Annotated in this window: 24 protein-coding genes; 9 read left to right on the top strand and 15 right to left on the bottom strand. The window is 60.3% G+C overall.

Translation table 11 applies throughout. The annotated features are described in order from the left end of the window. The first annotated feature begins 148 nt into the window (after window positions 1-148). Window positions 149-1,402 (top strand): serine hydroxymethyltransferase, encoded by a 1,254-nt coding sequence (glyA, locus tag VQ575_RS22750; RefSeq protein ID WP_039593914.1) that lies wholly within the window; start codon window positions 149-151, stop codon window positions 1,400-1,402. Between the two features lie 199 nt (window positions 1,403-1,601). Then, on the top strand, window positions 1,602-2,129 hold the full coding sequence (locus VQ575_RS22755) for a hypothetical protein (RefSeq protein WP_325918454.1): 528 nt from the start codon (window positions 1,602-1,604) through the stop codon (window positions 2,127-2,129). A gap of 70 nt (window positions 2,130-2,199) precedes the next feature. On the opposite strand, the gene yjiA is transcribed toward VQ575_RS22755, so the two are convergent. The 3 genes from yjiA to VQ575_RS22770 form a co-directional block, all read right to left on the bottom strand. Further along, a complete protein-coding gene (yjiA, locus tag VQ575_RS22760; RefSeq protein WP_039593916.1) occupies window positions 2,200-3,168 on the bottom strand; it encodes a GTPase in 969 nt (322 codons plus the stop codon). Between the two features lie 146 nt (window positions 3,169-3,314). Continuing rightward, on the bottom strand, window positions 3,315-3,512 hold the full coding sequence (locus VQ575_RS22765; protein WP_003201656.1) for a YbdD/YjiX family protein: 198 nt from the start codon (window positions 3,510-3,512) through the stop codon (window positions 3,315-3,317). Window positions 3,513-3,527: 15 nt separating this feature from the next. After that, window positions 3,528-5,594, bottom strand: a complete 2,067-nt coding sequence (locus tag VQ575_RS22770; protein WP_045156996.1) for a carbon starvation CstA family protein — start codon at window positions 5,592-5,594, stop codon at window positions 3,528-3,530. Between the two features lie 159 nt (window positions 5,595-5,753). Between VQ575_RS22770 and VQ575_RS22775 the strand changes: the two genes are divergently transcribed. After that, on the top strand, window positions 5,754-6,110 hold the full coding sequence (locus tag VQ575_RS22775) for a PilZ domain-containing protein (RefSeq protein ID WP_039594125.1): 357 nt from the start codon (window positions 5,754-5,756) through the stop codon (window positions 6,108-6,110). A 40-nt stretch (window positions 6,111-6,150) separates the two neighbouring features. Here VQ575_RS22775 and radA read toward each other — a convergent pair whose 3' ends face one another. The 3 genes from radA to katB form a co-directional block, all read right to left on the bottom strand. Continuing rightward, window positions 6,151-7,518: a DNA repair protein RadA gene (radA, locus tag VQ575_RS22780; protein ID WP_030140305.1), complete on the bottom strand. Its 1,368-nt coding sequence runs from the start codon at window positions 7,516-7,518 to the stop codon at window positions 6,151-6,153. A gap of 40 nt (window positions 7,519-7,558) precedes the next feature. After that, window positions 7,559-8,107, bottom strand: coding sequence for an ankyrin repeat domain-containing protein (locus VQ575_RS22785; protein WP_039594124.1), 549 nt, complete (start codon window positions 8,105-8,107; stop codon window positions 7,559-7,561). A gap of 61 nt (window positions 8,108-8,168) precedes the next feature. Next, the gene (katB, locus tag VQ575_RS22790) at window positions 8,169-9,710 is read right to left on the bottom strand and encodes a catalase KatB (RefSeq protein WP_039594123.1); all 1,542 of its coding nucleotides are present in this window, start codon (window positions 9,708-9,710) and stop codon (window positions 8,169-8,171) included. A 283-nt stretch (window positions 9,711-9,993) separates the two neighbouring features. Here katB and mscL point away from each other — a divergent pair, with 283 nt between their 5' ends. Then, window positions 9,994-10,407, top strand: a complete 414-nt coding sequence (mscL, locus tag VQ575_RS22795; protein ID WP_039594122.1) for a large-conductance mechanosensitive channel protein MscL — start codon at window positions 9,994-9,996, stop codon at window positions 10,405-10,407. A gap of 41 nt (window positions 10,408-10,448) precedes the next feature. On the opposite strand, the gene VQ575_RS22800 is transcribed toward mscL, so the two are convergent. Next, window positions 10,449-11,225 carry a ferredoxin--NADP reductase gene (locus VQ575_RS22800; RefSeq protein ID WP_039594121.1) on the bottom strand — a complete coding sequence of 259 codons (777 nt, stop codon included), beginning with the start codon at window positions 11,223-11,225 and terminating at the stop codon, window positions 10,449-10,451. A 282-nt stretch (window positions 11,226-11,507) separates the two neighbouring features. Between VQ575_RS22800 and VQ575_RS22805 the strand changes: the two genes are divergently transcribed. Then, complete coding sequence (locus tag VQ575_RS22805) at window positions 11,508-12,221, top strand: autoinducer binding domain-containing protein (RefSeq protein ID WP_325918455.1); 714 nt, start codon at window positions 11,508-11,510, stop codon at window positions 12,219-12,221. Between the two features lie 171 nt (window positions 12,222-12,392). Continuing rightward, a complete protein-coding gene (locus VQ575_RS22810; protein WP_039594119.1) occupies window positions 12,393-13,517 on the top strand; it encodes a methyltransferase in 1,125 nt (374 codons plus the stop codon). Window positions 13,518-13,522: 5 nt separating this feature from the next. Here VQ575_RS22810 and VQ575_RS22815 read toward each other — a convergent pair whose 3' ends face one another. The 3 genes from VQ575_RS22815 to VQ575_RS22825 are packed head-to-tail and all read right to left on the bottom strand — an operon-like array spanning window position 13,523 to window position 16,159. After that, window positions 13,523-13,687 carry a DUF2474 domain-containing protein gene (locus tag VQ575_RS22815; RefSeq protein ID WP_080942585.1) on the bottom strand — a complete coding sequence of 55 codons (165 nt, stop codon included), beginning with the start codon at window positions 13,685-13,687 and terminating at the stop codon, window positions 13,523-13,525. Between the two features lie 21 nt (window positions 13,688-13,708). Next, entirely contained in the window at window positions 13,709-14,716 is a 1,008-nt protein-coding gene (gene cydB, locus VQ575_RS22820) for a cytochrome d ubiquinol oxidase subunit II (protein ID WP_039594118.1), read from the bottom strand. 3 nt (window positions 14,717-14,719) lie between these two features. Further along, window positions 14,720-16,159, bottom strand: coding sequence for a cytochrome ubiquinol oxidase subunit I (locus VQ575_RS22825; RefSeq protein ID WP_039594117.1), 1,440 nt, complete (start codon window positions 16,157-16,159; stop codon window positions 14,720-14,722). A 469-nt stretch (window positions 16,160-16,628) separates the two neighbouring features. Here VQ575_RS22825 and VQ575_RS22830 point away from each other — a divergent pair, with 469 nt between their 5' ends. After that, entirely contained in the window at window positions 16,629-17,867 is a 1,239-nt protein-coding gene (locus VQ575_RS22830; RefSeq protein WP_039594116.1) for an MFS transporter, read from the top strand. Here the strand turns inward: VQ575_RS22830 and VQ575_RS22835 are convergent. Genes VQ575_RS22835 through VQ575_RS22845 form a run of 3 tightly spaced genes read right to left on the bottom strand, consistent with a single transcriptional unit; the run spans window position 17,864 to window position 21,575 of the window. Continuing rightward, on the bottom strand, window positions 17,864-20,065 hold the full coding sequence (locus tag VQ575_RS22835; RefSeq protein WP_325918456.1) for a xanthine dehydrogenase family protein molybdopterin-binding subunit: 2,202 nt from the start codon (window positions 20,063-20,065) through the stop codon (window positions 17,864-17,866). The genes VQ575_RS22830 and VQ575_RS22835 overlap by 4 nt on opposite strands. Then, window positions 20,062-21,054 (bottom strand): FAD binding domain-containing protein, encoded by a 993-nt coding sequence (locus VQ575_RS22840; RefSeq protein ID WP_039594114.1) that lies wholly within the window; start codon window positions 21,052-21,054, stop codon window positions 20,062-20,064. Before VQ575_RS22840 ends, VQ575_RS22835 begins: the two co-directional genes overlap by 4 nt. Next, complete coding sequence (locus VQ575_RS22845; protein ID WP_039594113.1) at window positions 21,051-21,575, bottom strand: (2Fe-2S)-binding protein; 525 nt, start codon at window positions 21,573-21,575, stop codon at window positions 21,051-21,053. Before VQ575_RS22845 ends, VQ575_RS22840 begins: the two co-directional genes overlap by 4 nt. Window positions 21,576-21,756: 181 nt before the next feature. On the opposite strand from VQ575_RS22845, the gene VQ575_RS22850 reads away from it, so the two are divergent. Both VQ575_RS22850 and VQ575_RS22855 read left to right on the top strand, forming a co-directional pair. After that, window positions 21,757-22,035 (top strand): type II toxin-antitoxin system RelE/ParE family toxin, encoded by a 279-nt coding sequence (locus tag VQ575_RS22850; RefSeq protein WP_325919906.1) that lies wholly within the window; start codon window positions 21,757-21,759, stop codon window positions 22,033-22,035. 14 nt (window positions 22,036-22,049) lie between these two features. After that, complete coding sequence (locus tag VQ575_RS22855) at window positions 22,050-22,337, top strand: HigA family addiction module antitoxin (protein WP_045157003.1); 288 nt, start codon at window positions 22,050-22,052, stop codon at window positions 22,335-22,337. Window positions 22,338-22,342: 5 nt separating this feature from the next. Here the strand turns inward: VQ575_RS22855 and VQ575_RS22860 are convergent, their stop codons facing one another. Next, complete coding sequence (locus tag VQ575_RS22860) at window positions 22,343-22,909, bottom strand: DJ-1 family glyoxalase III (protein WP_039594111.1); 567 nt, start codon at window positions 22,907-22,909, stop codon at window positions 22,343-22,345. 77 nt (window positions 22,910-22,986) lie between these two features. After that, a complete protein-coding gene (locus VQ575_RS22865; protein ID WP_082112128.1) occupies window positions 22,987-23,436 on the bottom strand; it encodes a DUF4879 domain-containing protein in 450 nt (149 codons plus the stop codon). Window positions 23,437-23,459: the final 23 nt, after the last annotated feature.

Here is a 23,459-nt window from a genome sequence, read left to right on the forward strand (position 1 = left end):
CTGGGCTTGCTTGCGATGAAGCCGGCCTGGACACCGCTGAATGGCGCATGAACCCCATTCGTCCAAGACATGACGCCCTTTCATATGCCTTCCAAAACCGGTTGAGGTAGAATGCCCCCCTTTTCTGCCCCGATCCTTGAGGACCGCCATGTTCAGCCGTGATTTGACTATTGCCAAGTACGACGCCGATCTCTTTGCCGCCATGGAGCAAGAAGCTCAGCGCCAGGAAGAGCACATTGAGCTGATCGCTTCGGAAAACTACACCAGCCCCGCGGTGATGGAAGCTCAAGGCTCGGTACTGACCAACAAATACGCCGAAGGCTACCCGGGCAAGCGCTACTACGGTGGTTGCGAATATGTCGACGTGGTCGAGCAATTGGCCATCGACCGTGCCAAGCAACTGTTCGGCGCCGATTACGCGAACGTCCAGCCACACGCAGGTTCCCAAGCCAACGCCGCCGTGTACCTGGCGCTGCTGTCGGCCGGTGACACCATCCTGGGCATGAGCCTGGCCCACGGCGGTCACCTGACCCACGGCGCCAGCGTTTCTTCCTCCGGCAAGCTGTACAACGCCGTCCAGTACGGTATCGACGGCAACGGCCTGATCGACTACGACGAAGTCGAGCGCCTGGCCCTCGAGCACAAGCCAAAAATGATCGTCGCCGGCTTCTCCGCCTACTCCCAAGTCCTCGACTTCCCGCGTTTCCGCGAAATCGCCGACAAGGTCGGTGCCTACCTGTTCGTCGACATGGCACACGTGGCCGGCCTGGTTGCCGCTGGCGTCTACCCGAACCCGGTGCCGTTCGCCGACGTGGTCACCACGACCACCCACAAGACCTTGCGCGGTCCACGCGGCGGCCTGATCCTGGCGCGCGCCAACGCCGACATCGAGAAGAAGCTGAACTCCGCCGTGTTCCCAGGCGCCCAAGGTGGCCCGCTGGAACACGTGATCGCAGCCAAGGCGATCTGCTTCAAGGAAGCCCTGCAACCTGAGTTCAAGGCGTACCAGCAACAAGTGGTGAAGAACGCCAAGGCCATGGCCGGCGTGTTCATCGAGCGCGGCTTCGACGTGGTGTCCGGCGGTACTGAAAACCACCTGTTCCTGCTCTCGCTGATCAAGCAGGAAATCTCCGGCAAAGACGCCGACGCTGCGCTGGGCAAAGCGTTCATCACCGTCAACAAGAACTCGGTGCCCAACGATCCACGCTCCCCGTTCGTCACCTCGGGCCTGCGCTTCGGCACCCCGGCCGTGACCACTCGTGGCTTCAAGGAAGCCGAGTGCAAGGAACTGGCCGGCTGGATCTGCGACATCCTGGCGGACCTGAACAACGAAGCGGTGATCGACGCCGTGCGTGAGAAGGTCAAGGCTATTTGCAAGAAGCTGCCGGTCTATGGCGCTTAATTAAGATTGCAATAAAAACGAGCCCGCATCGAAAGATGCGGGCTTTTTTATGCCTGTTATTCAAGGAAACATCTTCTCAATCTAAAACCAGACAGTCAGGAAAGACTTAACGACTGGCAATACATACATCCCCGCGAACGAAAGAAAACCCATTAACCTTCGATTCCCATTACACCAGCCAGAAAGGACTCGACGGCCAATGGACAATAAATCTTTCGAAGCAACGCTCAGCATGCTTGATGCTCAAGTCAACTTCCTTGAAGTACTGCATGGCCAACCGACCATGGTTACCGTGACCGCGTTCAGCGGAGGTTTCTACAGCGGCAGGCGGCAAACCCGTGATCATTCCAATCTGCTTGGCATGAAGCCAAAAGTACCAGGCGTCGTCACCGCGCCTCTGATGCTACAGTTTCGCCCCGCCGTGGGTGGCTATAAGCTGGTCATAAAAAATACTGGCAAGCACTACGACAAGCTCATCAGGAAAAGCTGGCTGGAGACTCTTGGAGTCGATGGCCCAAAGCTCGGCAGTCCAACAGTGCTTACACTCCTGGATCATCAAAACCGAACGCTTACGCGGGAAAACATTACCGCCGCCCATTCGCCTGTCTCGCTGATGACACAAAACAATAAATACATAGGCGGATTAAAGGTGCGCGGCTCGCCTTATCTTTACCTCGCCGAGACAGAAGAAAAATCCAAGATAACTTTTCTCCTGAGCCTTCTTTGACAACGCTGCACAGCGGCGACGTGTTTCCAGCCAGCCGCTGTTACCGGGACAAGCCTTTGAGGGTCTTCGGTCAACGTAACGCGGCCTCGAAACCTGCGCGGATTTTCTCTTCGGGTAGTTCATCGGCGATAAACACGATCACGCTTTCACGGGTTTCGCCTGGGGCCCATTCGGTGTCCCAATCGAAGCCGTACAACTTGAGCACGCCCTGGAACACCAATCGGCGGGACTCGCCCGCAATATTCAGCACCCCCTTGTAGCGCAGCAACTGCTTGCCGTGCTCTTCGAGCAGTTGGTTCATGAATTCGCTGAGCTTGTCGATGTCCAGCGGCTTGTCGGTGCGCAGGACCAGGCTGCTGATGCGATCGCCCGTGGTTGCCTTGCCAACCGGACGAAGGCTGAGCCCGGCGCCCAGATCCGCATTGAGATTGAATCCACGGATATCCAGCAATTCGGCCAGGTCGATCTTGCCGTGTTCGACCACTCGGATCGGTGCCCGCCGGTTGATGCGCATCAAGCGTTCGCCAAGGGCCTCGACGTGCGCCGCGTCGACAAGGTCTGTCTTGCTGAGCAGTAAGCGATCGGCAAATCCGACCTGGGCCTGGGCAATGGCCTGGGTCAGGTGGGTGTCGGCGTGGGCGGCATCTACCAGGGTCAGAATGCCATCGAGTATGTAGCGCTCACGCAGGTCTTCGTCGATGAAAAACGTCTGTGCTACCGGTGCCGGATCGGCGAGGCCGGTGCACTCGATCACCAAACGGTCGAAATGGATTTCGCCGCTGTCCAGCCGTTCGAGCAACAGGTACAGGGCCTTGGTCAGGTCGGTGTGGATCGTGCAGCAAACGCAGCCGTTGGCCAGGGTCATGACCTGCACCGGCTCTTCGCCCAGCAACTGGGTATCGATACCGGCATCGCTGAATTCGTTCTCGATCACGGCAATTCTCAGTCCGTGCTCGGCCTTGAGCAGATGACGCAGCAACGTGGTCTTGCCCGCGCCGAGGAAGCCGCTGAGGATCGTGACCGGGATGGGAGAGGACAAACTGGATCTCCTGCTTCGAAATTAAAGAAAAGCACAAACCAATGTGGGAGCGAGCCGGCTCGCGAAGACGGATGTCAGCCGCATCAATGGCGACTGACCCACCGCTTTCGCGAGCAAGCCCGCTCCCACATGGGGTTTAGCTCAATTCAACAACACTTGGGCCCACCCTTGCCGCCGTAGCGGGCCTCCTGGCGTTCTCGGAAGAACGCCTCGTAGTCCATCAGCGGCTTGTCCGGGTGCTTGGTTTGCATGTGCTCGACATAATTGTCGTAGTCGGGCATGCCGACCATCAGGCGCGCGGCCTGACCGAGGTATTTACCGAGGCGACTCAAGTCATTGAACATCGTTGCAATCCTCTATCAAGCGTCCGGCAGGGCCTGGAATGGCGCTTCTTTGTCCGTGCGCTCTTTCGTGCCCCAGGCGGCGATGCCGACCTTGAGCGCGTAGAACAGGATGCTGAAGACCACGAACAGGAACAACACCGTCAGCGTTGCGTTGGTGTAGGCGTTGAACACCACGTGCTGCATCTGCTCGATGCTCTTGGCCGGGGCCAGGATCTGGCCGGCGGCCAGGGCATCGTTGTATTTGCGCGCCAGGGCCAGGAAGCCGATCGCCGGGTTGGCGTCGAACAGCTTGATCAGGCCCGCGGTGGTGGTGCAGATCAGCAGCCAGCTCGCCGGCAGCAGCGTGACCCAGACGTAGCGCTGGCGCTTCATCTTGATCAGCACCACGGTGGCGAGCATCAGGGCGATACCGGCCAGCATCTGGTTGGAGATGCCGAACAGCGGCCACAAGGTGTTGATGCCGCCCAGCGGATCGATCACGCCCTGGTACAGCAAATAGCCCCACAGCGCGACGCAGCCGGCGGTGGCGATCAGGTTGGCGGTCCAGGATTCGGTGCGCTTGAGGGCCGGCACGAACGAGCCGAGCAGGTCCTGCAGCATGAACCGCCCGGCACGGGTGCCAGCGTCCACCGCGGTGAGGATGAACAGCGCTTCGAACAGGATCGCGAAGTGGTACCAGAACGCCATGGTGTTTTCACCCGGCAGCACCGAGTGCAGGATCTGCGCGATACCGACCGCCAGGGTCGGCGCACCGCCGGCACGGGCCAGGATGGTGGTCTCGCCGATATCCTTGGCCACTGCTTGCAGCGCGTCGGGGGTGATTGCAAAGCCCCAACTGCTGACGGTCTGGGCCACGGCCACCACGTCGGTGCCGACGATCGCCGCCGGGCTGTTCATGGCGAAGTACACGCCCGGCTCGATCACCGAGGCGGCGACCATGGCCATGATCGCCACGAAGGACTCCATCAGCATGCCACCGTAACCGATGTAGCGGGCGTTGGTTTCGTTATCCAGCAGCTTGGGCGTGGTGCCCGAGGAGATCAGTGCGTGGAAACCCGAGACCGCGCCGCAGGCGATGGTGATGAACAGGAACGGGAACAAGCCGCCCTTCCACACCGGCCCGGTGCCGTCGGTGAATTGGGTCAATGCCGGCATTTTCAGCTCGGGCATGGTGACCAGGATGCCGATCGCCAGGGCGACGATGGTGCCGATCTTGAGGAAGGTCGACAGGTAGTCCCGTGGCGCCAGGATCAGCCACACCGGCAGCACCGCCGCGACAAAACCGTAGCCGATCAACATCCAGGTGATCTGGATCCCGGTGAAGGTGAAGGCCTTGGCCCAGACCGGATCGGCGGCGATCTGCCCGCCCAGCCAGATCGAACCCAGCAGCAACAGCACGCCGATGATCGAGATCTCACCGATGCGGCCCGGGCGGATGTAGCGCATGTAGATGCCCATGAACATCGCGATCGGGATGGTCGCCATCACCGTGAAGATGCCCCACGGGCTCTCGGCCAGGGCCTTGACCACGATCAGCGCCAGCACCGCGAGGATGATGATCATGATCAGGAAGCAGCCGAACAGCGCGATGGTGCCAGGGATGCGGCCCATTTCCTCGCGCACCATGTCGCCCAAGGAGCGACCGTTGCGGCGCGTTGAGAGGAACAGGACCATGAAGTCCTGCACCGCACCGGCCAGCACCACGCCGGCGATCAGCCAGAGCGTGCCGGGCAGGTAGCCCATCTGCGCCGCCAGCACCGGCCCGACCAGCGGCCCCGCGCCGGCAATGGCCGCGAAGTGGTGGCCGAAAAGGATGTGTTTGTTGGTCGGGACGTAGTCCAGGCCATCGTTGTTGAGCACGGCAGGCGTGGCCCGGCGCGCATCGAGTTGCATCACGTTGTTGGCGATGAAAAGGCTGTAGTAGCGGTAGGCGACCAGGTAGATGGCCACGGCTGCGACGACGATCCAGAGGGCGTTGATCGGCTCTCCGCGGCGCAAGGCCACGACGCCCAAGGCACACGCTCCCAAGACGGCCAGCAGTAGCCAGGGCAGATGGCGTAGCGGGCTATTATTGTTTTTCATTTATATATTCCGGCCAGGGTGGACAAGAAAGATAGCCACTGGAGTTTAGCGCTAACCCGCGCAAAGGCCATACCCCGACATTCGTCGGCCACTGACCGAACGGCAACGACGGCGCGCCAGTTGGGTCTATAGTCAGTGAATCTCCAGGGGGAATGAGTAATGAGCGAACGCCGCCGCTTCGTACGAATTGAATTCCATGCCAAGACCGAACTGAGCCAAGGGCCTTTCATCTGGCCGGTGAAGTTGCTGGACTTGTCCCTCAAGGGGCTACTGATCAAAAAGCCCCGGCCTTGGCTCGGAGATCCGGAGGAGCCGTTCATGGCCGACATCCACCTGAGCCCCGAGGCGGAGGTCAAGATGGAAGTCCGGTTGGCTCATGATGACCACGGTCACCTGGGCTTCGTCTGCGAGCACATCGACCTGGATTCCATCGCCCATTTGCGTCGACTGGTGGAGCTCAATCTGGCCGATCATGATGAACTGGAGCGGGAACTGGCGGCGTTGATCCACATTTGAATACGTCGCTGCCCCCTGTGGCGAAGGACCAACCTCCGTATCATTCGAACAACGCATCCAACGCCTGTTCCAAGCGTGTCACCGCGATGATCTGCAACCCCGCCGGCGCTTCCTTCGGGGCGTTACCCTTGGGCACGATGGCGCGCTTGAAGCCGTGCTTGGCCGCTTCCTTGAGCCGCTCCTGCCCGCTGGGCACCGGTCGCACTTCCCCGGACAATCCCACTTCACCAAACACCAACAGATCGTGAGGCAATGGCCGGTTGCGCAGGCTGGACATGACCGCCGCCATCAAGGCCAGGTCAGATGCGGTCTCCAGCACCTTGACCCCGCCCACTACGTTGAGGAATACGTCCTGGTCGTGGGTAGGAATCCCACCATGCCGGTGCAGGACCGCCAACAACATCGCCAACCGGTTCTGGTCCAGCCCCAACGTCACGCGACGTGGATTCGCCAGATGGCTGTCATCCACCAGCGCTTGCACTTCGACCAACATCGGCCGGGTGCCTTCCCACGTCGCCATGACCACACTGCCAGGAACTTCTTCCTGGGCACGCGTCAGAAAAATCGCCGAGGGGTTGGAGACTTCTTTCAGCCCCCGGTCGGTCATGCCAAATACACCCAGCTCGTTGACCGCGCCAAAGCGGTTCTTCACCGCCCGCAGCAAACGCAGGCGACCATCGGATTCGCCTTCGAAATACAACACGGTGTCGACCATGTGCTCCAACACCCGCGGCCCCGCCAACGCGCCTTCCTTGGTGACATGCCCTACGAGGAAAATCGCCGTGCCGCTTTGCTTGGCGTAGCGCACCAGCAACGCCGCGCTTTCGCGTACTTGCGATACGCCGCCCGGGGCCGATTGCAGTTGCTCGGTGAAGATCGTCTGGATCGAGTCGATCACCATCACCTTGGGTTTTTCCAGACGGGCCGTGGCGATGATGGTTTCAATGCAGGTCTCGGTCATGACCCGTAGTTGGTCTTGGGGCAATCCCAGGCGTCGGGCGCGCATGGCAACTTGCTGCTGGGATTCTTCGCCGGTGACATACAGTGCAGGCATGCGTGTGGCGAGGTTGCACAAGGTTTGCAGCAGGATGGTGGATTTGCCGATGCCCGGATCGCCGCCGATCAACACCACTGAACCGTCCACCAGGCCGCCGCCCAGCACGCGGTCCAGTTCACCGGACGCCGTGGAAAAACGCGGGATTTCTTCAACACTGACTTCGGCCAGGGTCTTGATCTGCGCCTGCTGGCCGGCCCAGCCCGTGCGACCGGTGGGCGCCGCTGCGCCGCCGCTTTCCACCATGGTTTCGGTCAGGGTGTTCCAGGCCCCGCACTCGCTGCACTGGCCGGCCCATTTGGGAAAGGTCGAGCCGCACTCGGTGCAGCCGTACATGCGCTTTGCCTTGGCCATCTGAACTCCGGGTAAAAACCGCGATGATAACAGTCGGGCTCTAATGCGGGGCCGGCATTCTGATTTCACCGTTTGCCAGATCCACCGGGGTATTGCCCAACGGGTCCCTCGCCTCCAGATCGGCGCCCTTGGCCTTCAAGGCATCGAGCAACTCGCCACGCTTGAACAGACCGGCATACATCGCTGCGGTTTGCCCCGCGCCGTTGCGCTGGTCCGGGCTGCAATCGGTGGACAACAAACGACGGGCGATCTGCACTTCGCCCTTGAAGATCGCCCCCATCAGCGCAGTGTTGCCACGCTGGTCCTGGGCACAAGCATCCGCCCCGGCGGCCAACAGGCGCTCAACTGCCGGACCATGACCGTGATAAGCCGCCAGGATCAGCGCGGTGTAGCCCTTCTCGTCCCGCGTGTCGAGCGAGTAGCCGGCCTCGATGAAGGTCTCGAGCATCGGCACATCGCCCCGGCGGGCGGCATCGAAATAATAATCTTGCAGCTGTGCCCGCACCTCTTCCGCATCGGCGCTCGGAACCTGATCGGCCAGCGCAGCCCATGACCCGGTGATGAATATCAACAAAAGGAATTTACGCATCATGCCTCTCCATGGGATTCAAGATTGTGGGAGCCGAACCCGCTCGGCTCCCACAAGCGAATCAGTCGCTCAGCTTCTCGGCCAGCGCCTTGACTCGCGCCAGATCACCCTTGGCAACACGGGCCACACCGGTCCCGTATTCAGGATCGGCCTTGTAGAGGAACGACAGGATGATGTGCTTGCTCTCCTCATCGGTGGTCGCCAGAGACCCACCGAAACTCTCGATCAAGTCATTGCGCTCCTTTTGGTTGAACGAGCGGTACAGGTCGCCGGCCTGCTTGAAATTCTGCTCACGCTGGATCTTCGCCTGCTGGGTACTGCCGGTCAGCTCGGCCTGGCTATAGCGCGCCGAGGACTGTTCTTCACGTGGCATCAAGCGGCTCGGTTGATAGTTCACGCCGGTACTGGTCTTGCCGGAATTCATCGCGCCGTCCTGGTTGCCATTGTTGACAGCGACCTTGGGTGCATTGATCGGCAACTGCAGCGCGTTCGGCCCAACCCGGTACATTTGCGTATCGGCATAGGAAAACACCCGGCCCTGCAACAACCGATCTTCCGAAGGCTCGATACCCGGCACCAGATTCGCCGGCGCCATTGCCACTTGCTCGGTTTCCTGGAAAACATTCGCCGGATTACGGTTCAAGACCATTTGTCCGACTTTTCGCTCAGGAACATCCGGCCAGATCTTCGTTGCGTCCAATGGGTCGAAGTCAAACTTGGACAACTCCTGTGGCTTGAGTACCTGAACGTACAAGTCCCACTTGGGAAAGTCCCCCTTATTGATATGACTGACCAAGTCGTTGGTCATATGGCTGTAATCCTGCCCTTGTACTTTCACAACTTCTTTCGGGTCGAGATTTTTGATGCCCTGCAAACTTTTCCAATGGAACTTTACATAGCTGATTTCGCCCTTGGCGTTGATCAGTTTGTAAGCATGCACGCCATTACCGTCCATCTCTCGATAACTGGCTGGCGTTCCGGAGTTGGAATACAACTCGGTCAGGGTACGAGTCGCCTCCGGAACATGGGAAAAGAAATCGAAACGACGGGAATCGTCATCCAGGTTGGTTCGCGGGTCGGGTTTGAACGCATGGACCATGTCAGGAAACTTGATTGCGTCGCGAATGAAAAACGTCGGGAAGTTATTACCCACCAAATCCCAGTTGCCATCCGCCGTATAGAACTTGGTGGCAAAGCCACGCGGGTCGCGCAATGTTTCAGGCGAGTGGTTGCCATGCACCACGGCGGAAAAACGCACGAACACCGGCGTGACTTGGCCTGCCGCGAAGACCTTGGCCTTGGTCAGGTCGCTCAGGTCGTTGGACACGGAAAATTCACCATGCGCACCGGTACCACGGGCATGCACGACACGCTCGGGAATACGTTCGCGGTCGAACCGCTGGAGTTTCTGGATCAGCTGCACGTCCTGCAACAAGGTCGGGCCATTGGGGCCCGCGGTTTGCGAGTTCTGGTTGTCGCCTACCGCCGCACCGTTGTCGCGGGTCAGCGTGGCGGCATTGACGGACAGGGAAAACAGGCTGGCGGTCAGGACGACAAGGGAACGGCGACCGGACATAGCGCCGAGGCCAAGGGAAGTGTTCATTGAAGTTTCCTCTAATTTTATAAGCGCATCCATGTGCGCCTTTTAGAGGCTAGTGCTCGGAAAATAAAAACCTAAATAGAAATACCGTACCATCCTGATAGAAAAAACAATGTAGGGAATCAGTCCGAAACCACGTATCACGCGCGATTGGTGGCACTTTGTAAACTTTTTGCGGGGGGACGGGTCGATAAACAGGCAAGCGGTGTAAGGCGTCATGTCGAGCGAGACACCGATGGCTGGCTTACACTGCGGGTTTCAACTCATCTTTCACAAGGAACAACTCATGGGCGTGCTAAGCGAGTTCAAGGCCTTCGCGGTCAAAGGCAATGTCGTCGACATGGCCGTCGGGATCATCATCGGTGCCGCTTTTGGCAAGATCGTTTCGTCATTCGTCGGTGACGTCGTCATGCCCCCGATCGGCCTCTTGATCGGCGGGGTGGACTTCAGTGACCTGGCCATTACGCTCAAGGCCGCCCAGGGCGATACGCCCGCAGTTGTGCTGGCCTACGGCAAATTCATCCAGAGCACGGTTGATTTCATCATCGTCGCGTTCGCGATCTTCATGGGCGTCAAGGCCATCAACCGGCTCAAGCGCGAAGAAGCCGTCGCTCCGAGCGCGCCCCCTGTGCCGACCAAGGAAGAACAGCTGTTAAGCGAGATCCGTGACTTGCTCAAGGCCCAGAACGAACGGCCCTGATCATTGCTGTGTTGAAATGGCGTCCGCGGGACGCCATTTTTCTACCAATAGTTTTCCACCGCCACCTGGCCAGGCCGACGGGTCAGGCTCAGTTGCAAGCCCCTGGCCTTGAGCAGCTTGCGCGTATCGTCAATCATCTGGGGATTGCCGCAGAGCATGACCCGGGAATATTCAGGCGTCAGCGCGACACCGGCGACCCGTTCCAGCTCGCCATTTTCGATCAACGTGGTAATGCGCCCATTGAGCGTATTCGGAACTTGCTCACGAGTGACCGTCGCGATGAACTTGAACTTATGGGCGTACTCGGCCAGGTAATCTCGCTGTGACAACTCATCTATAAGCTTCTGGTACGCCAGCTCCCTGGCCTCGCGCACGCTATAGACGAGGATGATCCGCTCGAATTTCTCCCACACTTCGAAATCCTGCAAGATCGAAATAAACGGCGCGACGCCTGTCCCGGTGGACAACAGCCATAAATCGCGACCGTCGACAAAACGGTCCAGCGTCAGATAACCAAAGGACTGGCGCTCCACCAGCAGGCTATCCCCTGGTTTCAAGCGGCTCAGCTCGCTGGTGAATTCGCCACCTGGGACGACGATCGAAAAGAATTCGAGAAACTCGTCGAACGGCGATGACACCATGGAATAAGCGCGCCAGACGGTGCTTCCATCTGACTTGACGACACCGAGCCGGGCAAACTGTCCCGCCCGGAAACGAAAACCACGGTCCCTAGTGGTGCGTAGAGTAAACAAGTGAGGCGTCAATGGTTGTACATCGACCAATGTCTGGCGGGTAAACTTGTCTGCGTTGTCGGTCATGGGGCACTCCAATCGAACAAGGCCCACAGTGTCCCGCAAAGTGAAGATATTAACCACCCTGCACAACTGATAGCGTTAAGCCACCCTACTTGTACAGCACCCGATAAAGTTCTACAAAATAAATAGGCATGTATCAAAACATTGTTAGATAAGTGCCTTCCTCAATAGCCGCAACACCGAACAAAAGAAAAAAATCTAACCGCAAGTTAGGAAAAGTCCTACACTCAGTTGCGCGTCATGGATTGGATCCACCTCGTTGATGAGCCCCCAAGGAGAATGACAATGGACGAGTGGAAGCACTTGCAATTGAGAAAACTATCCTGTGAGAAGGACTTGCAAAGAGCCTATCGACTGGTATTGGATTTCTTTAATTATCAAGGCTTTGAATATTGCGCGCTTGCCGCTTATTCAGGTGCCCCTGATCGATATACCAGCAAGATCAACATGAATAATTACCCGTATGGATGGGACAGACTCTATGAACAGAACGGCTACGCTTCAAATGACCCAGTAATAGCGCATTGCAATCACTCTTCCTTGCCAATCCTATGGAGCGAGAAGGTTTTCTCCGAAGCCCCCCAATTATGGCAGGAACTCAACCGACAAGGCCTCGCACACGGCTGGACCCAAGCCGTGCATGATGAACACGGTACCCATTACAGTCTGTTCAGCCTCGCCAGGACCCATTGCCCCATCGAGGCCGAAGAACACTATGGCAATCTTGGCTATGCCATCTTCGCTAGCCAGAGACTGCACGCGCTGGCTGGCAAAAAGTTATCCGACCATATGACGCCCCCGCTGACGTGTCATCTCTCGCCCCGGGAGATCGAAGTGTTGAGGTGGTCCGCCGAAGGGAAGACTGCGTCGGAAGTGGGCCGGATTCTCTGTCTGTCCGAGCGCACCGTTAACTTCCATGTCTGCAGCTGTATGCGAAAACTGAACGTGACCAATAAAATCTCGGCGGTGGCGAAAGCTGCGCACATCCATGTGATCTAGCTCAACAGCCCTTCCTGAAAAACCTGCGAGTAATGCCTGGCAAAAAAACGTACCATTCACGGCCCAACTTGAATGATGACGCCCAGACCGCGTTGCAGTTCATTCAGGAGGTCCCGCTGAAAGACCATCCCAAGGCAGCGGGACACTCGTTGATTTGCCAGAGTCCCAACCATGCCCTTGCTCGATACTCCCTTCGCCCAACTCGATCTGATCCGCCAACCCGAACAGCAGAACGAACCGTTGCAAGCATTCGACGCGGCCGATGGATACTTGCTTGCGTACCTGGCCGAACAACAACCGGACGCGCAGACTCGGGTGTTGGTACTCAACGATGGCTTCGGCGCCCTGGCGGCGAGCCTTGCAGGCAAGGTCCAGGTCACCAGCAGTGGCGACTCGTTCCTGGCGCTGCAGGCCTTGGAAAAGAATCTGGTACGCAACGGCTTGCCTTTCGATGCGGTACCGATCGTGCCGGCCAGCGAAGCATTGGCAGGGCCTTTCGACCGCGTCCTGGTCAAGGTGCCCAAGACCCTGGCCCTACTGGAAGAACAACTGATCCGGCTGCAAGGGCAACTCGCTCCAGGCGCCCAGGTCATCGCTGGCGCGATGGTCAAGCATTTGCCCCGGGCCGCAGGGGACCTGATGGAGCGCTACATCGGCTCGGTGCAAGCCTCCTTGGCGGTAAAGAAAGCCCGCCTGTTGATTGCCACGCCGCAACCGAGGCCCCCGGCCGTCTCCCCCTACCCCACTCGGTATGCGTTGGATGAGCCGAATATCGAGCTGCTCAATCACGCCAACGTGTTCTGTCGCGAAGGCCTGGACATCGGCACTCGCGCCTTCCTGCCGCACCTGCCAAAAAACCTGGGCTCAGCCCGTGTCGCGGACCTGGGTTGCGGCAACGGTGTATTGGCCATTGCCAGTGCGCTGCAAAACCCGGAGGCCCGCTACACACTGGTGGACGAGTCGTACATGGCGGTGCAATCAGCCGCCGAAAACTGGCGAGCCGCCCTGGGCGAGCGCGAGGTGGTCGTAAGGGCCGGCGATGGCCTGGCCGGGCAAGACGCACAGTCTTTGGATGTGGTGCTGTGCAACCCGCCGTTTCATCAACAGCAGGTAGTAGGCGATTTCCTCGCCTGGCGAATGTTCCAGCAGGCCCGCGAAGCGCTGGTGGTCGGCGGCGCGCTGTACATCGTCGGCAACCGCCACCTGGGCTACCACAGCAAACTGGCGCGGCTGTTCCGCGGTGTCGAACAGGTCGCCGCCACGCCGAAGTTCGTGATTCTCAAGGCCCGTAAATAGCCACTTCAGTGGGTGGTCAACCCTGCCGCATTCATGAACATCCGCATCAGGCTGGCGACGATGAACAATGCCAGCACGCTGCCGGCCCAAATCGCCGCCAGCCAACCGAGTCGCTGCCATAACGGTTTCTTTTCAGCGGCCTCGATGTCTTTCAAGTCAGGCTTGGCCATCCTCGGCACCTCCCGGGTCGGTCAATGGTAGCCATCATCATGGGTCACCTTGCCGCGGAACACGTAGTAGCTCCAGAAGGTGTACACCAGGATCAACGGAATGATGAACAACGTGCCGACCAGCATGAAGCCTTGGCTCTGTGGCGGTGACGCGGCGTCCCAGATCGAAATGGACGGTGGCACGATGTTCGGCCACAGGCTGATGCCAAGGCCGCTGTAGCCCAGGAAGATCAGCACCAACGTCAGGATAAATGGCGTGTAGTTGGCATTGCGTGCCACGGCGCGGAACAACCCGTACATGGTCACCAACACCAGGATTGGCACCGGCAGGAACCAGAACAGGTTCGGCAGGGTGAACCAGCGCGCCGCGATATCGGCGTGGGCCAGCGGCGTCCAGATACTGACGATGCCGATCACCGCCAGCACCACGAACGCCAGCGGCCTGGCCAGGTCGTGCATTTGCTCTTGCAGCTTGCCTTCGGTCTTCATGATCAACCAGGTGCAGCCGAGCAAGGCATAGGCGGCAATCAGCGCCAGCCCGCAGAAGATGGTGAATGGCGTGAACCAGTCCAGGGAACCGCCGGCATACTGCCGATTGACCACTTCGAAGCCATCGATGAAGGCCCCCAGCGCGACACCCTGGAAGAACGTCGCGGTCAGCGAACCACCAATGAACGCCTTGTCCCACAGGTGCCGCTTCTCGGCCCTGGCCTTGAAGCGGAACTCGAACGCCACGCCCCGGAAAATCAGGCCGATGAGCATCAGGATCAGCGGCAAATACAAGGCCGAGAGCACCACCGAATAGGCCAGCGGAAACGCGCCGAACAGCCCCGCCCCGCCCAGCACCAACCAGGTTTCGTTGCCGTCCCAGACCGGTGCGACGGTGTTCATCATCACGTCGCGATCCCGCTCTCCCTTGATGAAGGGGAAAAGAATGCCGATCCCCAGGTCGAAGCCGTCCATGATCACGTACATCATGATGCCGAAGATGATGACCACGGCCCAGATCAGCGGAAGATCAATACCCATGACTCAATTCCCCTTGTTCGAGCTGTCGTTGTGGTCCACTTCGTCGTCGCCTTCGTTGGCAGCCGACAATGGACGGGCCGGGGTGCGTTTCTGGCCCGGGCCACCGTCGCTCGGCTCGGCTTCGTGGGCCACCGGCCCCTTGCGCACCAGGCGCATCATGTAGCTCAGCCCGGCGCCGAACAGCGCGAAATACACCACCACGAACATGACCAGGGTAAAGCTCATTTGCGCAAAGCTGTGGCCGGACGACGCATCGGCCGTGCGCATCAGGCCGTAGACTACCCACGGCTGGCGCCCGATCTCCGTGGTGAACCAGCCGGCCAGGATCGCAATCAGCCCGGACGGCCCCATCCAAAGCACCAGGTGCAGGAACGGGCGAGATTGATAGAGCCGGTCGCCGCGGCGCAGCCAGAGGCTGCACAGGCCGGTGAAGATCATCAGCAGCCCCAGGCCGACCATGACCCGGAACGACCAGAACACGATGGTCGAGTTCGGTCGATCCTCAGGCGGGAATTCCTTCAATGCCGGCACTTGGTCGGTCAGCGAGTGGGTGAGGATCAAGCTGCCCAGGTACGGAATCTCCACGGCGAACTTGGTTTCCTCGGCCTTCATGTCCGGCCAGCCGAACAGAATCAGCGGCGTGGGTTCGTCACCGACGTTTTCCCAATGTCCTTCGATGGCGGCAATTTTGGCCGGCTGGTGCTTGAGTGTGTTGAGACCGTGGAAATCACCGATAACCGCCTGCACGGGTGCGACCAGCAAGGCCATCCACATCGCCATCGACAGCATGCGGCGAACGGCCGGGTTGTCGCGACCGCGAAGCAGATGCCAAGCCGCTGAAGAGCCGACGAAAAATGCCGTGGCCACGAACGCGGCGACCGACATGTGCAGCAGTCGATATGGGAATGAGGGGTTGAACACCACCGCCAGCCAATCCACCGGAATGACCCGGCCATCGATGATTTCGTAGCCTTGCGGGGTTTGCATCCAGCTGTTGGAGGACAGGATCCAGAAGGTCGAGATCAGCGTACCGACGGCCACCATGACCGTGGAAAAGAAGTGCAAGCCCCGACCCACGCGATTCCAGCCAAACAGCATCACGCCGAGGAAGCCCGCTTCGAGGAAGAATGCCGTGAGCACCTCATACGTCAGCAGCGGCCCGGTGACCGCCCCGGCAAAGTCGGAAAAGCGGCTCCAGTTGGTGCCGAATTGATAAGCCATGACCAGCCCGGACACCACGCCCATGCCGAAGTTGACGGCGAAAATCTTCGACCAGAAGTGATACAGGTCGCGGTAGGTGTCGTCGTGTGTCTTCAGCCACAGGCCTTCGAGCACTGCCAGGTAACTCGCCAGGCCAATGGTGATGGCCGGGAACAGGATGTGGAACGAGATGGTAAACGCAAACTGGATTCGGGCGAGATCGAGCGCCTCCAAACCGAACATAAGTCTTCCTCTGTCAGGTAAAACCGGCTGCGGGCGGGGCTTGCATCACAGCCCCCTGGGATATGGAGTGCGATGCTTTTCAAATCGTTCTTTTTAAACCGTCACAACGCAGGACTTTGGCCGCATGGCCGCCAGCACAACGCCCCAGAAGGGAATTGACCTGGGTCAAGCAATGCTCAAAGAGTAGTCCCAATATTGCCGATGGATGGCGTGGTCTTTTGTCGCGTGACAGGTTGTCCCACCAGCCCAGGGCATGGGCAAAGTTGTTGTGGCGAGGGGATTTATCCCCGCTAGGCTGCGCAGCAGCCGCAGTTTTGGAGAGTGCTAAGCACTGCGGGGATAAATCACCTCGCCCCAACTGTTCCCTCAGCCAATATCGATGTTTGGCTAACTATTTTTCTCGCCACCGCAACTTCCAGTTACAGTCGGGTGATAATCTCGATGCCTTCATCACCGGACCCCGTCATAGATGCCCAGCCAAGCGCCTTTGCTGCTCCGTCACCATCGTCCCTTCATCGCCTTCTGGCTGGCCCGGATATTCACCGCCAGCGGTTTCCAGATGCTGACCGTCGCCATCGGCTGGAACCTCTACCAATTGACCGGCAACGTCCTGGACCTCGGGCTTGTCGGCCTCGTGGAATTTGCCCCGCGGGTGCTGTTCATGCTGCACACCGGGCATGTGGCGGATCGATACGATCGACGCAAGATCGCGGCGATCTGCCAAACGTTGCAGGCGCTGATCGCCCTGGCGCTGGCGATTGGCAGCGCCACCGACAACGTCACACGCGAGATGATTTTCCTCCTCGCGTTCCTGCTCGGCGCAGCCCGCTCTTTCGAAATGCCGACCACCCAAGCGTTGCTACCGAGCATCGTGCCGGCAGCGTTGTTTCCCCGCGCCGTGGCCGCCGCGCAATCAGCCCAACAGTCGGCCACCATCGTCGCCCCGGCCCTTGGTGGCTTGCTGTATGCCTTCGGCAGCGTCTGGGTCTACGGGCCGACCGTGCTGCTCTATGTCATTGCTTGCTGCCTGATGCTCAACCTGCCGGCCCGGCAGACGCCACTGAACAAGGGCAAGGCGACCCTTGACTCGCTGCTGGCTGGTATCCGCTTCATTCGCAGCCGCCCGGACATCCTCGGGGCGATTTCCCTGGACCTGTTCGCGGTGCTGCTGGGCGGCGCCACCGCGCTGTTGCCGGTATTCGCCAAGGACATCCTGCTCACCGGCCCTTGGGGCCTGGGCCTGCTGCGTTCGGCGCCGGCGGTGGGGGCCTTGCTGATGTCGTTGTGGCTGGCGCGCTTTGCCGTCGAACGCAAGGTCGGCCGGGTGATGTTCACTGCGGTAGGCGTGTTTGGCGTTGCCACCATTGCGTTCGGACTTTCCACGTCGTTCTGGTTTTCCCTCGCGGTATTGGTGGTGCTGGGCGCGGCGGACATGATCAGCATGGTGATCCGCGCCTCCTTCGTGCAACTGGAAACGCCGGACGAAATGCGCGGTCGGGTCAGTGCAGTGAATGGCTTGTTTATCGGTGCCTCGAACCAGTTGGGCGAGTTCGAGTCCGGCCTCACCGCCCATTGGTTCGGCACCGTGCCTGCGGTGGTCATGGGCGGCGTCGGCACGCTACTGGTGACCGGGGCCTGGATCAAATTGTTCCCGACCCTGGCCAACCGCGACCGAATGCACGAACCGGTGGACGAGGCGAAAGCCTAGAGCAGCTTGTCGAGGGTGATCGGGAAGTCCCGCACCCGTTTGCCCGTGGCGTGGTAGATCGCATTCGCCACCGCCGCCGCCACGCCGACAATCCCGATTTCGCCGACGCCCTTGGATCCGAGGGCGTTGACGATCTCATCGTGTTCCTCGACGAAAATCACATCGATATCACCAATGTCAGCGTTGACCGGCACGTGATACTCGGCCAGGTTGTGGTTCATGTGCCGGCCCAGGGCATGGTCGGTCAGGGTTTCTTCATGCAACGCCATGCCAACACCCCAGACCACCCCACCGAGAATCTGGCTGCGGGCAGTCTTCGGATTGACTACCCGCCCGGCGGCGATGGCGCTGACCACCCGATTGACCTTCACCGTGCCCAGGTCTTCGTCCACCCACACCTCGACAAAGACCGCCGAATGGGTGGCGGTTGCATAAGCCTGGCGCTTTTCATCCGGCCCGGTGGAAACCTCCGCCTGCAACGGCATTTCGCCACTTTTTTGCGCCAGATCTGCCAATGCGACGCTGGCTTCACCCATGCGCAGCTCACCGTCGGCGAAGGTCACTTGCTCCAGGGTCGCGCCGCTGAAGGCGGGACAAGATTGACGGGCCACGGCGAGTAGCTTTTCCTTCAGAGCCTCACAGGCTTGCTGCACTGCAGTGCCCACCGACGAGACAGTGAACGAACCGCCCTGCAACGGTGCAGTCGGCAACGACGAGTCGCCAAGAACAAAGGTGACATCCTCAAGGGAAACGCCTGACGCCTCGGCGGCAATTTGAGTCATGACGGTGTAGGTGCCGGTGCCGATGTCCGTCGTTGCGCTGCTGACGGTCAGCTTGCCGTTGGCATTCAGTGAGGCGCGGGCGCTGGCTTTCTGCTGCATGGCCTCCCACACGCCGCCAGCCATGCCCCAACCCACCAGTTGCCGGCCGTTGCGCATGCTGCGCGGTTCGGGGTTGCGCTTGCTCCAACCGAAACGCTCGGCGCCCTGGGCGTAACAGGCCCGCAGCTCCTTGCTGGAATAGGGCTTGCCTTCGTTTTCGTTGCGTTCGGCATAGTTGATCAGGCGCAGTTGCACCGGGTCGATCGCCAGGGCGCAGGCCAACTCGTCCATGGCGCATTCCAGCCCGATCAATCCCAGGGCCGCGCCGGGCGCGCGCATGTCCAACGGCGTGTACACGTCCAGCGGTGCCAGTTTGTAGGTCAACGTCACGTTATCGCAGTGATAGAGCATGCCGCTCCACTCCACCACGTGCTCGGTAAAATCTTCGAAACGCGAGGTCTGGCCGACGGCGGTGTGCGCTACGGCGAGCAACCTTCCGTTGGCCGCAGCGCCCAGTTGCACGCGCTGGAATGTCCGTGGGCGATAGCCGAAAGTGAACATCTGCTGACGCGTCAGGCTGACTCGCACCGAACGCTTGAGGGCCAGCGCGGCCATTACCGCGAGCGCCAATTGATATTGCGGGCGCAGGCCGGAACCGAACGCGCCGCCCACGTAGGCGGCGAACACGCGCACCTGCTCCTTCTCCAGCCCGAACACTTTTTGCACATACGCCTGGCAGTTCTGAGTGCCTTGGGTCTTGTCGTGGATGTGCAGGCTTGCGTCAGGTTGGTACAACACAGTAGAGGCATGGGGCTCCATCGGGTTGTGGTGCTCTATCGGTGTGCTGTAGGACACATCCACACTCAAGGCGGCACTCGCATACTCGCCCTGAAAATTCCCACGTGGCTTGGGCAGTTCGACCGGCGCTGGATGGGCTTCGTTTTGCAGGATGGTCAGATCGGTCTGATGCTCCTCGGCCTCGTATTCAATTACAACCAGCGAGCCGGCATAACGGGCCAGTTCCAGATTCTCGGCCACCACCAGGGCCAGCGGCTGGCCACTGTAGAGGATCTGGTCATTGAATAACGGCCGGAATGGCGAGCCCTCCGCCGCGTCGGCATCCTGGTAGGGTTCGTCGTAGCTGGCGACCTTCGGCCGATTGGTGTGATCAATCACCGCGACGACGCCCGGTAGCGCCAAGGCGCGTGAAGCATCGATGCCCACCACGCGTCCCCGGGCGATAGCGCTGGACACGACACTGCCGTGCAACAAGCCGTCTTCCGGATATTCCCCGGCATAACGGGCGCGACCGGTCACCTTGAGCAGGCCGTCGACCCGGTCCAGCGGCTTGCCTATGGTTTTGCTCGGTGCATTCATCGCGCGGTTCCTCCCACCAGTGCGGCATCGCTCAGGGCGCGGACAATCGCCCGGCGCGCCAACTTGACCTTGAAGCCGTTGTGTTCCAGCGGTTCGGCGCCCTGCAACAGCGCATCCGCGGCCGCCGTGAAGGTCTCGCGGCTGACGACCTGGCCCGCCAGCCAGCTCTCGACGGCTCGATCGCGCCAAGGCTTGTGCGCTACGCCGCCCAAGGCCAGGCGCGCCTGGCGAATCACCGGCCCGTCCAGCTCCAGCGCGGCCGCGACCGACACCAGCGCGAAGGCATAGGACGCGCGGTCACGGATCTTCAAGTAATGGCTGTGTTCGGCGAAACCGGCGGGCGGCAGCTCGATATAGGTGATCAACTCGTCATCGGCCAGCTGGTTATCCCGGTCCGGGGCGTCGCCGGGAAGGCGATGGAAGTCGGCGAACTCGATTGTCCGTGGGCCTCCGCGCCCCAGCACATGGACCACCGCATCCAGTGCAGCCAGGGCCACGCACATGTCGGAGGGGTGAGTCGCGACACATTGATCGCTCGCGCCAAGGATCGCGTGAATCCGGTTCAAGCCGCTTCGGGCCGGGCAGCCGCTGCCGGGCCTGCGTTTGTTGCACGGCACGCTGGCGTCATAAAAATAGTAACAACGGGTGCGCTGCAACAGATTGCCACCGGTACTGGCCATGTTGCGCAGCTGTGGCGAAGCACCCGCGAGGATGGCCTGGGAAAGCAACGGATAGCGACGCTCGATCCAAGGGTGCCAGGCCAGGTCGGCATTGCTCACCAGCGCGCCGATCATCACCCCGCCCGAGGGCGTTTCGCTGAGGTCGGCCAAGGGCAGTCCGGTGATATCGATCAGATGCTCGGGGCGGGTGAGGTTTTCCTTCATCAGGTCCAGCAGATTGGTGCCGCCAGCGATGAAGCGTGAATGGGCACTCGACAGCTCCACGGCGGCCTGCAGCGTGTCGGGCTTGCTGTAGCGAAAGGGATTCACGACTCACCTCCCGTCTGCTGGCAGAGCGGCAGGGCTTCTTCGATGGCATCGCGGATGTTGTTGTAGGCGCCGCATCGGCAGAGATTGCCGCTCATCAGCTCGCTGATTTCGGCGCCCGTCCGCGCCCGTCCCTCGTTGGCCAGCGCCACCGCCGAACAGATCTGCCCGGGCGTGCAATAGCCGCACTGGAACGCATCATGCTTGATGAACGCCCGTTGCATGGGATGCAACTCGTCGCCGTTCGCCAGGCCCTCGACAGTGGTCAACTCGGCGCCATCACACATCACCGCCAGGGTCAGGCAAGCGTTTATCCGCTTGCCATCGCGCAGCACCGTGCAGGCCCCGCATTGGCCATGGTCGCAGCCCTTTTTGCTGCCCACCAGGTCCAGTTGTTCGCGCAGCAAATCAAGCAACGTAGTCCAGGGCAGCACCTGCAACTCACGCACCGCGCCATTGAGTGTCAGACGTATCGGATGACGGACGAAGGCCGCCTGCGTCGCTTCGGACAAGGTCGCGCTCATGGAACACCTCACGGTTGGTCGTACACGCGGCGTTTTGGAAAACCGCCGTCATAAGGGGTACGACTTCGCGGTGGGGTGAGCGTTCAAGGCGATTGCCCGCTCCCCAATGCACGAGGCAAGCCTGTCTGTGCGTTACATATGTACCGCGCAGACTGTAATGTATCGCCTTACACTCAATTCCATGATTAAATCCTTCCAGCACAAAGGCCTCAGGCTCTTTTATGAAACGGGTTCGACGCGCGGTATCCGTGCAGGCCATGGAAAACGCCTGGCTCGCATGCTTCAGTTCATGGACAGGGCACGCATGCCAAGCGACTTGAACATCCCCGGATGGCGATTGCATTCGCTCAAGGGTGATCTGGTCGAATATTGGTCGCTGAGCGTTTCGGGGAACTGGCGAATTGTCTTCCGCTTCATCGAGTCCGACATCGAACTGGTCGACTACCTCGACTACCACTGACAGGAGGCTGGAACATGCCCATGCACAATCCGCCACATCCTGGCGAAACATTGCTGGAGGACGTGTTGCCCGAGTTGGGCATCACAGTGACCGAACTGGCGCGCCACCTCGGCTTCGCCAGGCCACACCTTTCCCGGGTATTGCACGGCCATGCACCGGTCAGTCCAGACCTTGCCGTGCGCCTGGAACGCGCGGGTATCGGCAAGGCAAGAGTCTGGCTAGGCGTCCAGAGCGACTATGACTTATGGCAAGCCGAGCAGCGCGAGCAACCCCTGATCGAACCCCTGGCCCATCACGCTTGATGCTGTCAGGCCAGCAATTCCGCCGCCACCACGCTTTTCACGCCTTTGCCGGCAAGTTGCTCCACCAGCATCAAGGCGAACATGAGGGCGGCGGCCGAGCCCTGGGCGGTAATGCAATTGCCGTCCACCACCACCGGTTGGTCGACAAAGCTGCACCCGGACAGTTGCTGGCTGACGGCGGGCAGGCAGGTCATGCGACGCTGGCGCAGCACGCCGAACGCCTGGAGTACCAACGCCGGGGCTTCGGCAATGGCGGCGAAGAAGCGCCCGGCCGCCGCTTGGTCCTTGACCAGTTGCTGCAACGGTTGGTGGGCCGCCAAGTGTTGCGCGCCGATGATGCCGCCCGGCAAGACGATCAAGTCGAAATCCTGCACCAGCACGTCCACCAGCATGCCATCGGCGGTCAGGCGCGTGCCGCGTGCACAGGTGAGCATGCGACGGCCCTCGATACTCGCCACGACGACTTCAAGCTGCGCCCGGCGCAACACGTCGATCAGAGTCACGGTCTGCAGATCGTCAACGCCTTCCGCCACGGCAATCAGGATTCGGGGGATCTTGGTTCCAGGAATCATGGGCACTCTCCGCTGGGTGATCTTTCAAGACTAGTCAGCTTTGCCGGGCCCTGTCAGCTGAAGCTCGCCCAGCCATGTCATTTGATGTACAGCTGGGTCGACATCCGGTTGCCCGGCGCGTTGATCGACACGTTGCTGAAGCTGAACGTGCCTTCCTGCTTGCCTTTCAGATCGAAGATGTACAAATAGCCGACCGTTCGCCGGGCTCCGCTCGAGCAGTCATTGAGGTTGCCATTATCAAATGCACACACCGGTGAACGGGTGCCGTCGACCTCAAAGCCGTCCAGCGTGACATTCGGCTGGTGGCCTATGCCGACTTCCAGCACATAGACCTTGATATGCGGGCCACTATGGTCGCAACGGGTTTGCGCCTGTTGCGCAGAGACGTCCTCGAAACCACAGGCCGGCGACTCGACCTTGAGCACCTTGACCTCGCTCAGCGGTGGCGCCGACGCGGCGTGCGCGCTCGGCACGGACAGCCCCAGGCCGAACGCGCAGGCCAATGCAATGTTCTTCATGCAATTCATACTGACCTCCCGGAATCGCGCGC

This window comes from Pseudomonas frederiksbergensis, assembly GCF_035751725.1.
Taxonomy (GTDB): domain Bacteria; phylum Pseudomonadota; class Gammaproteobacteria; order Pseudomonadales; family Pseudomonadaceae; genus Aquipseudomonas; species Aquipseudomonas frederiksbergensis_A.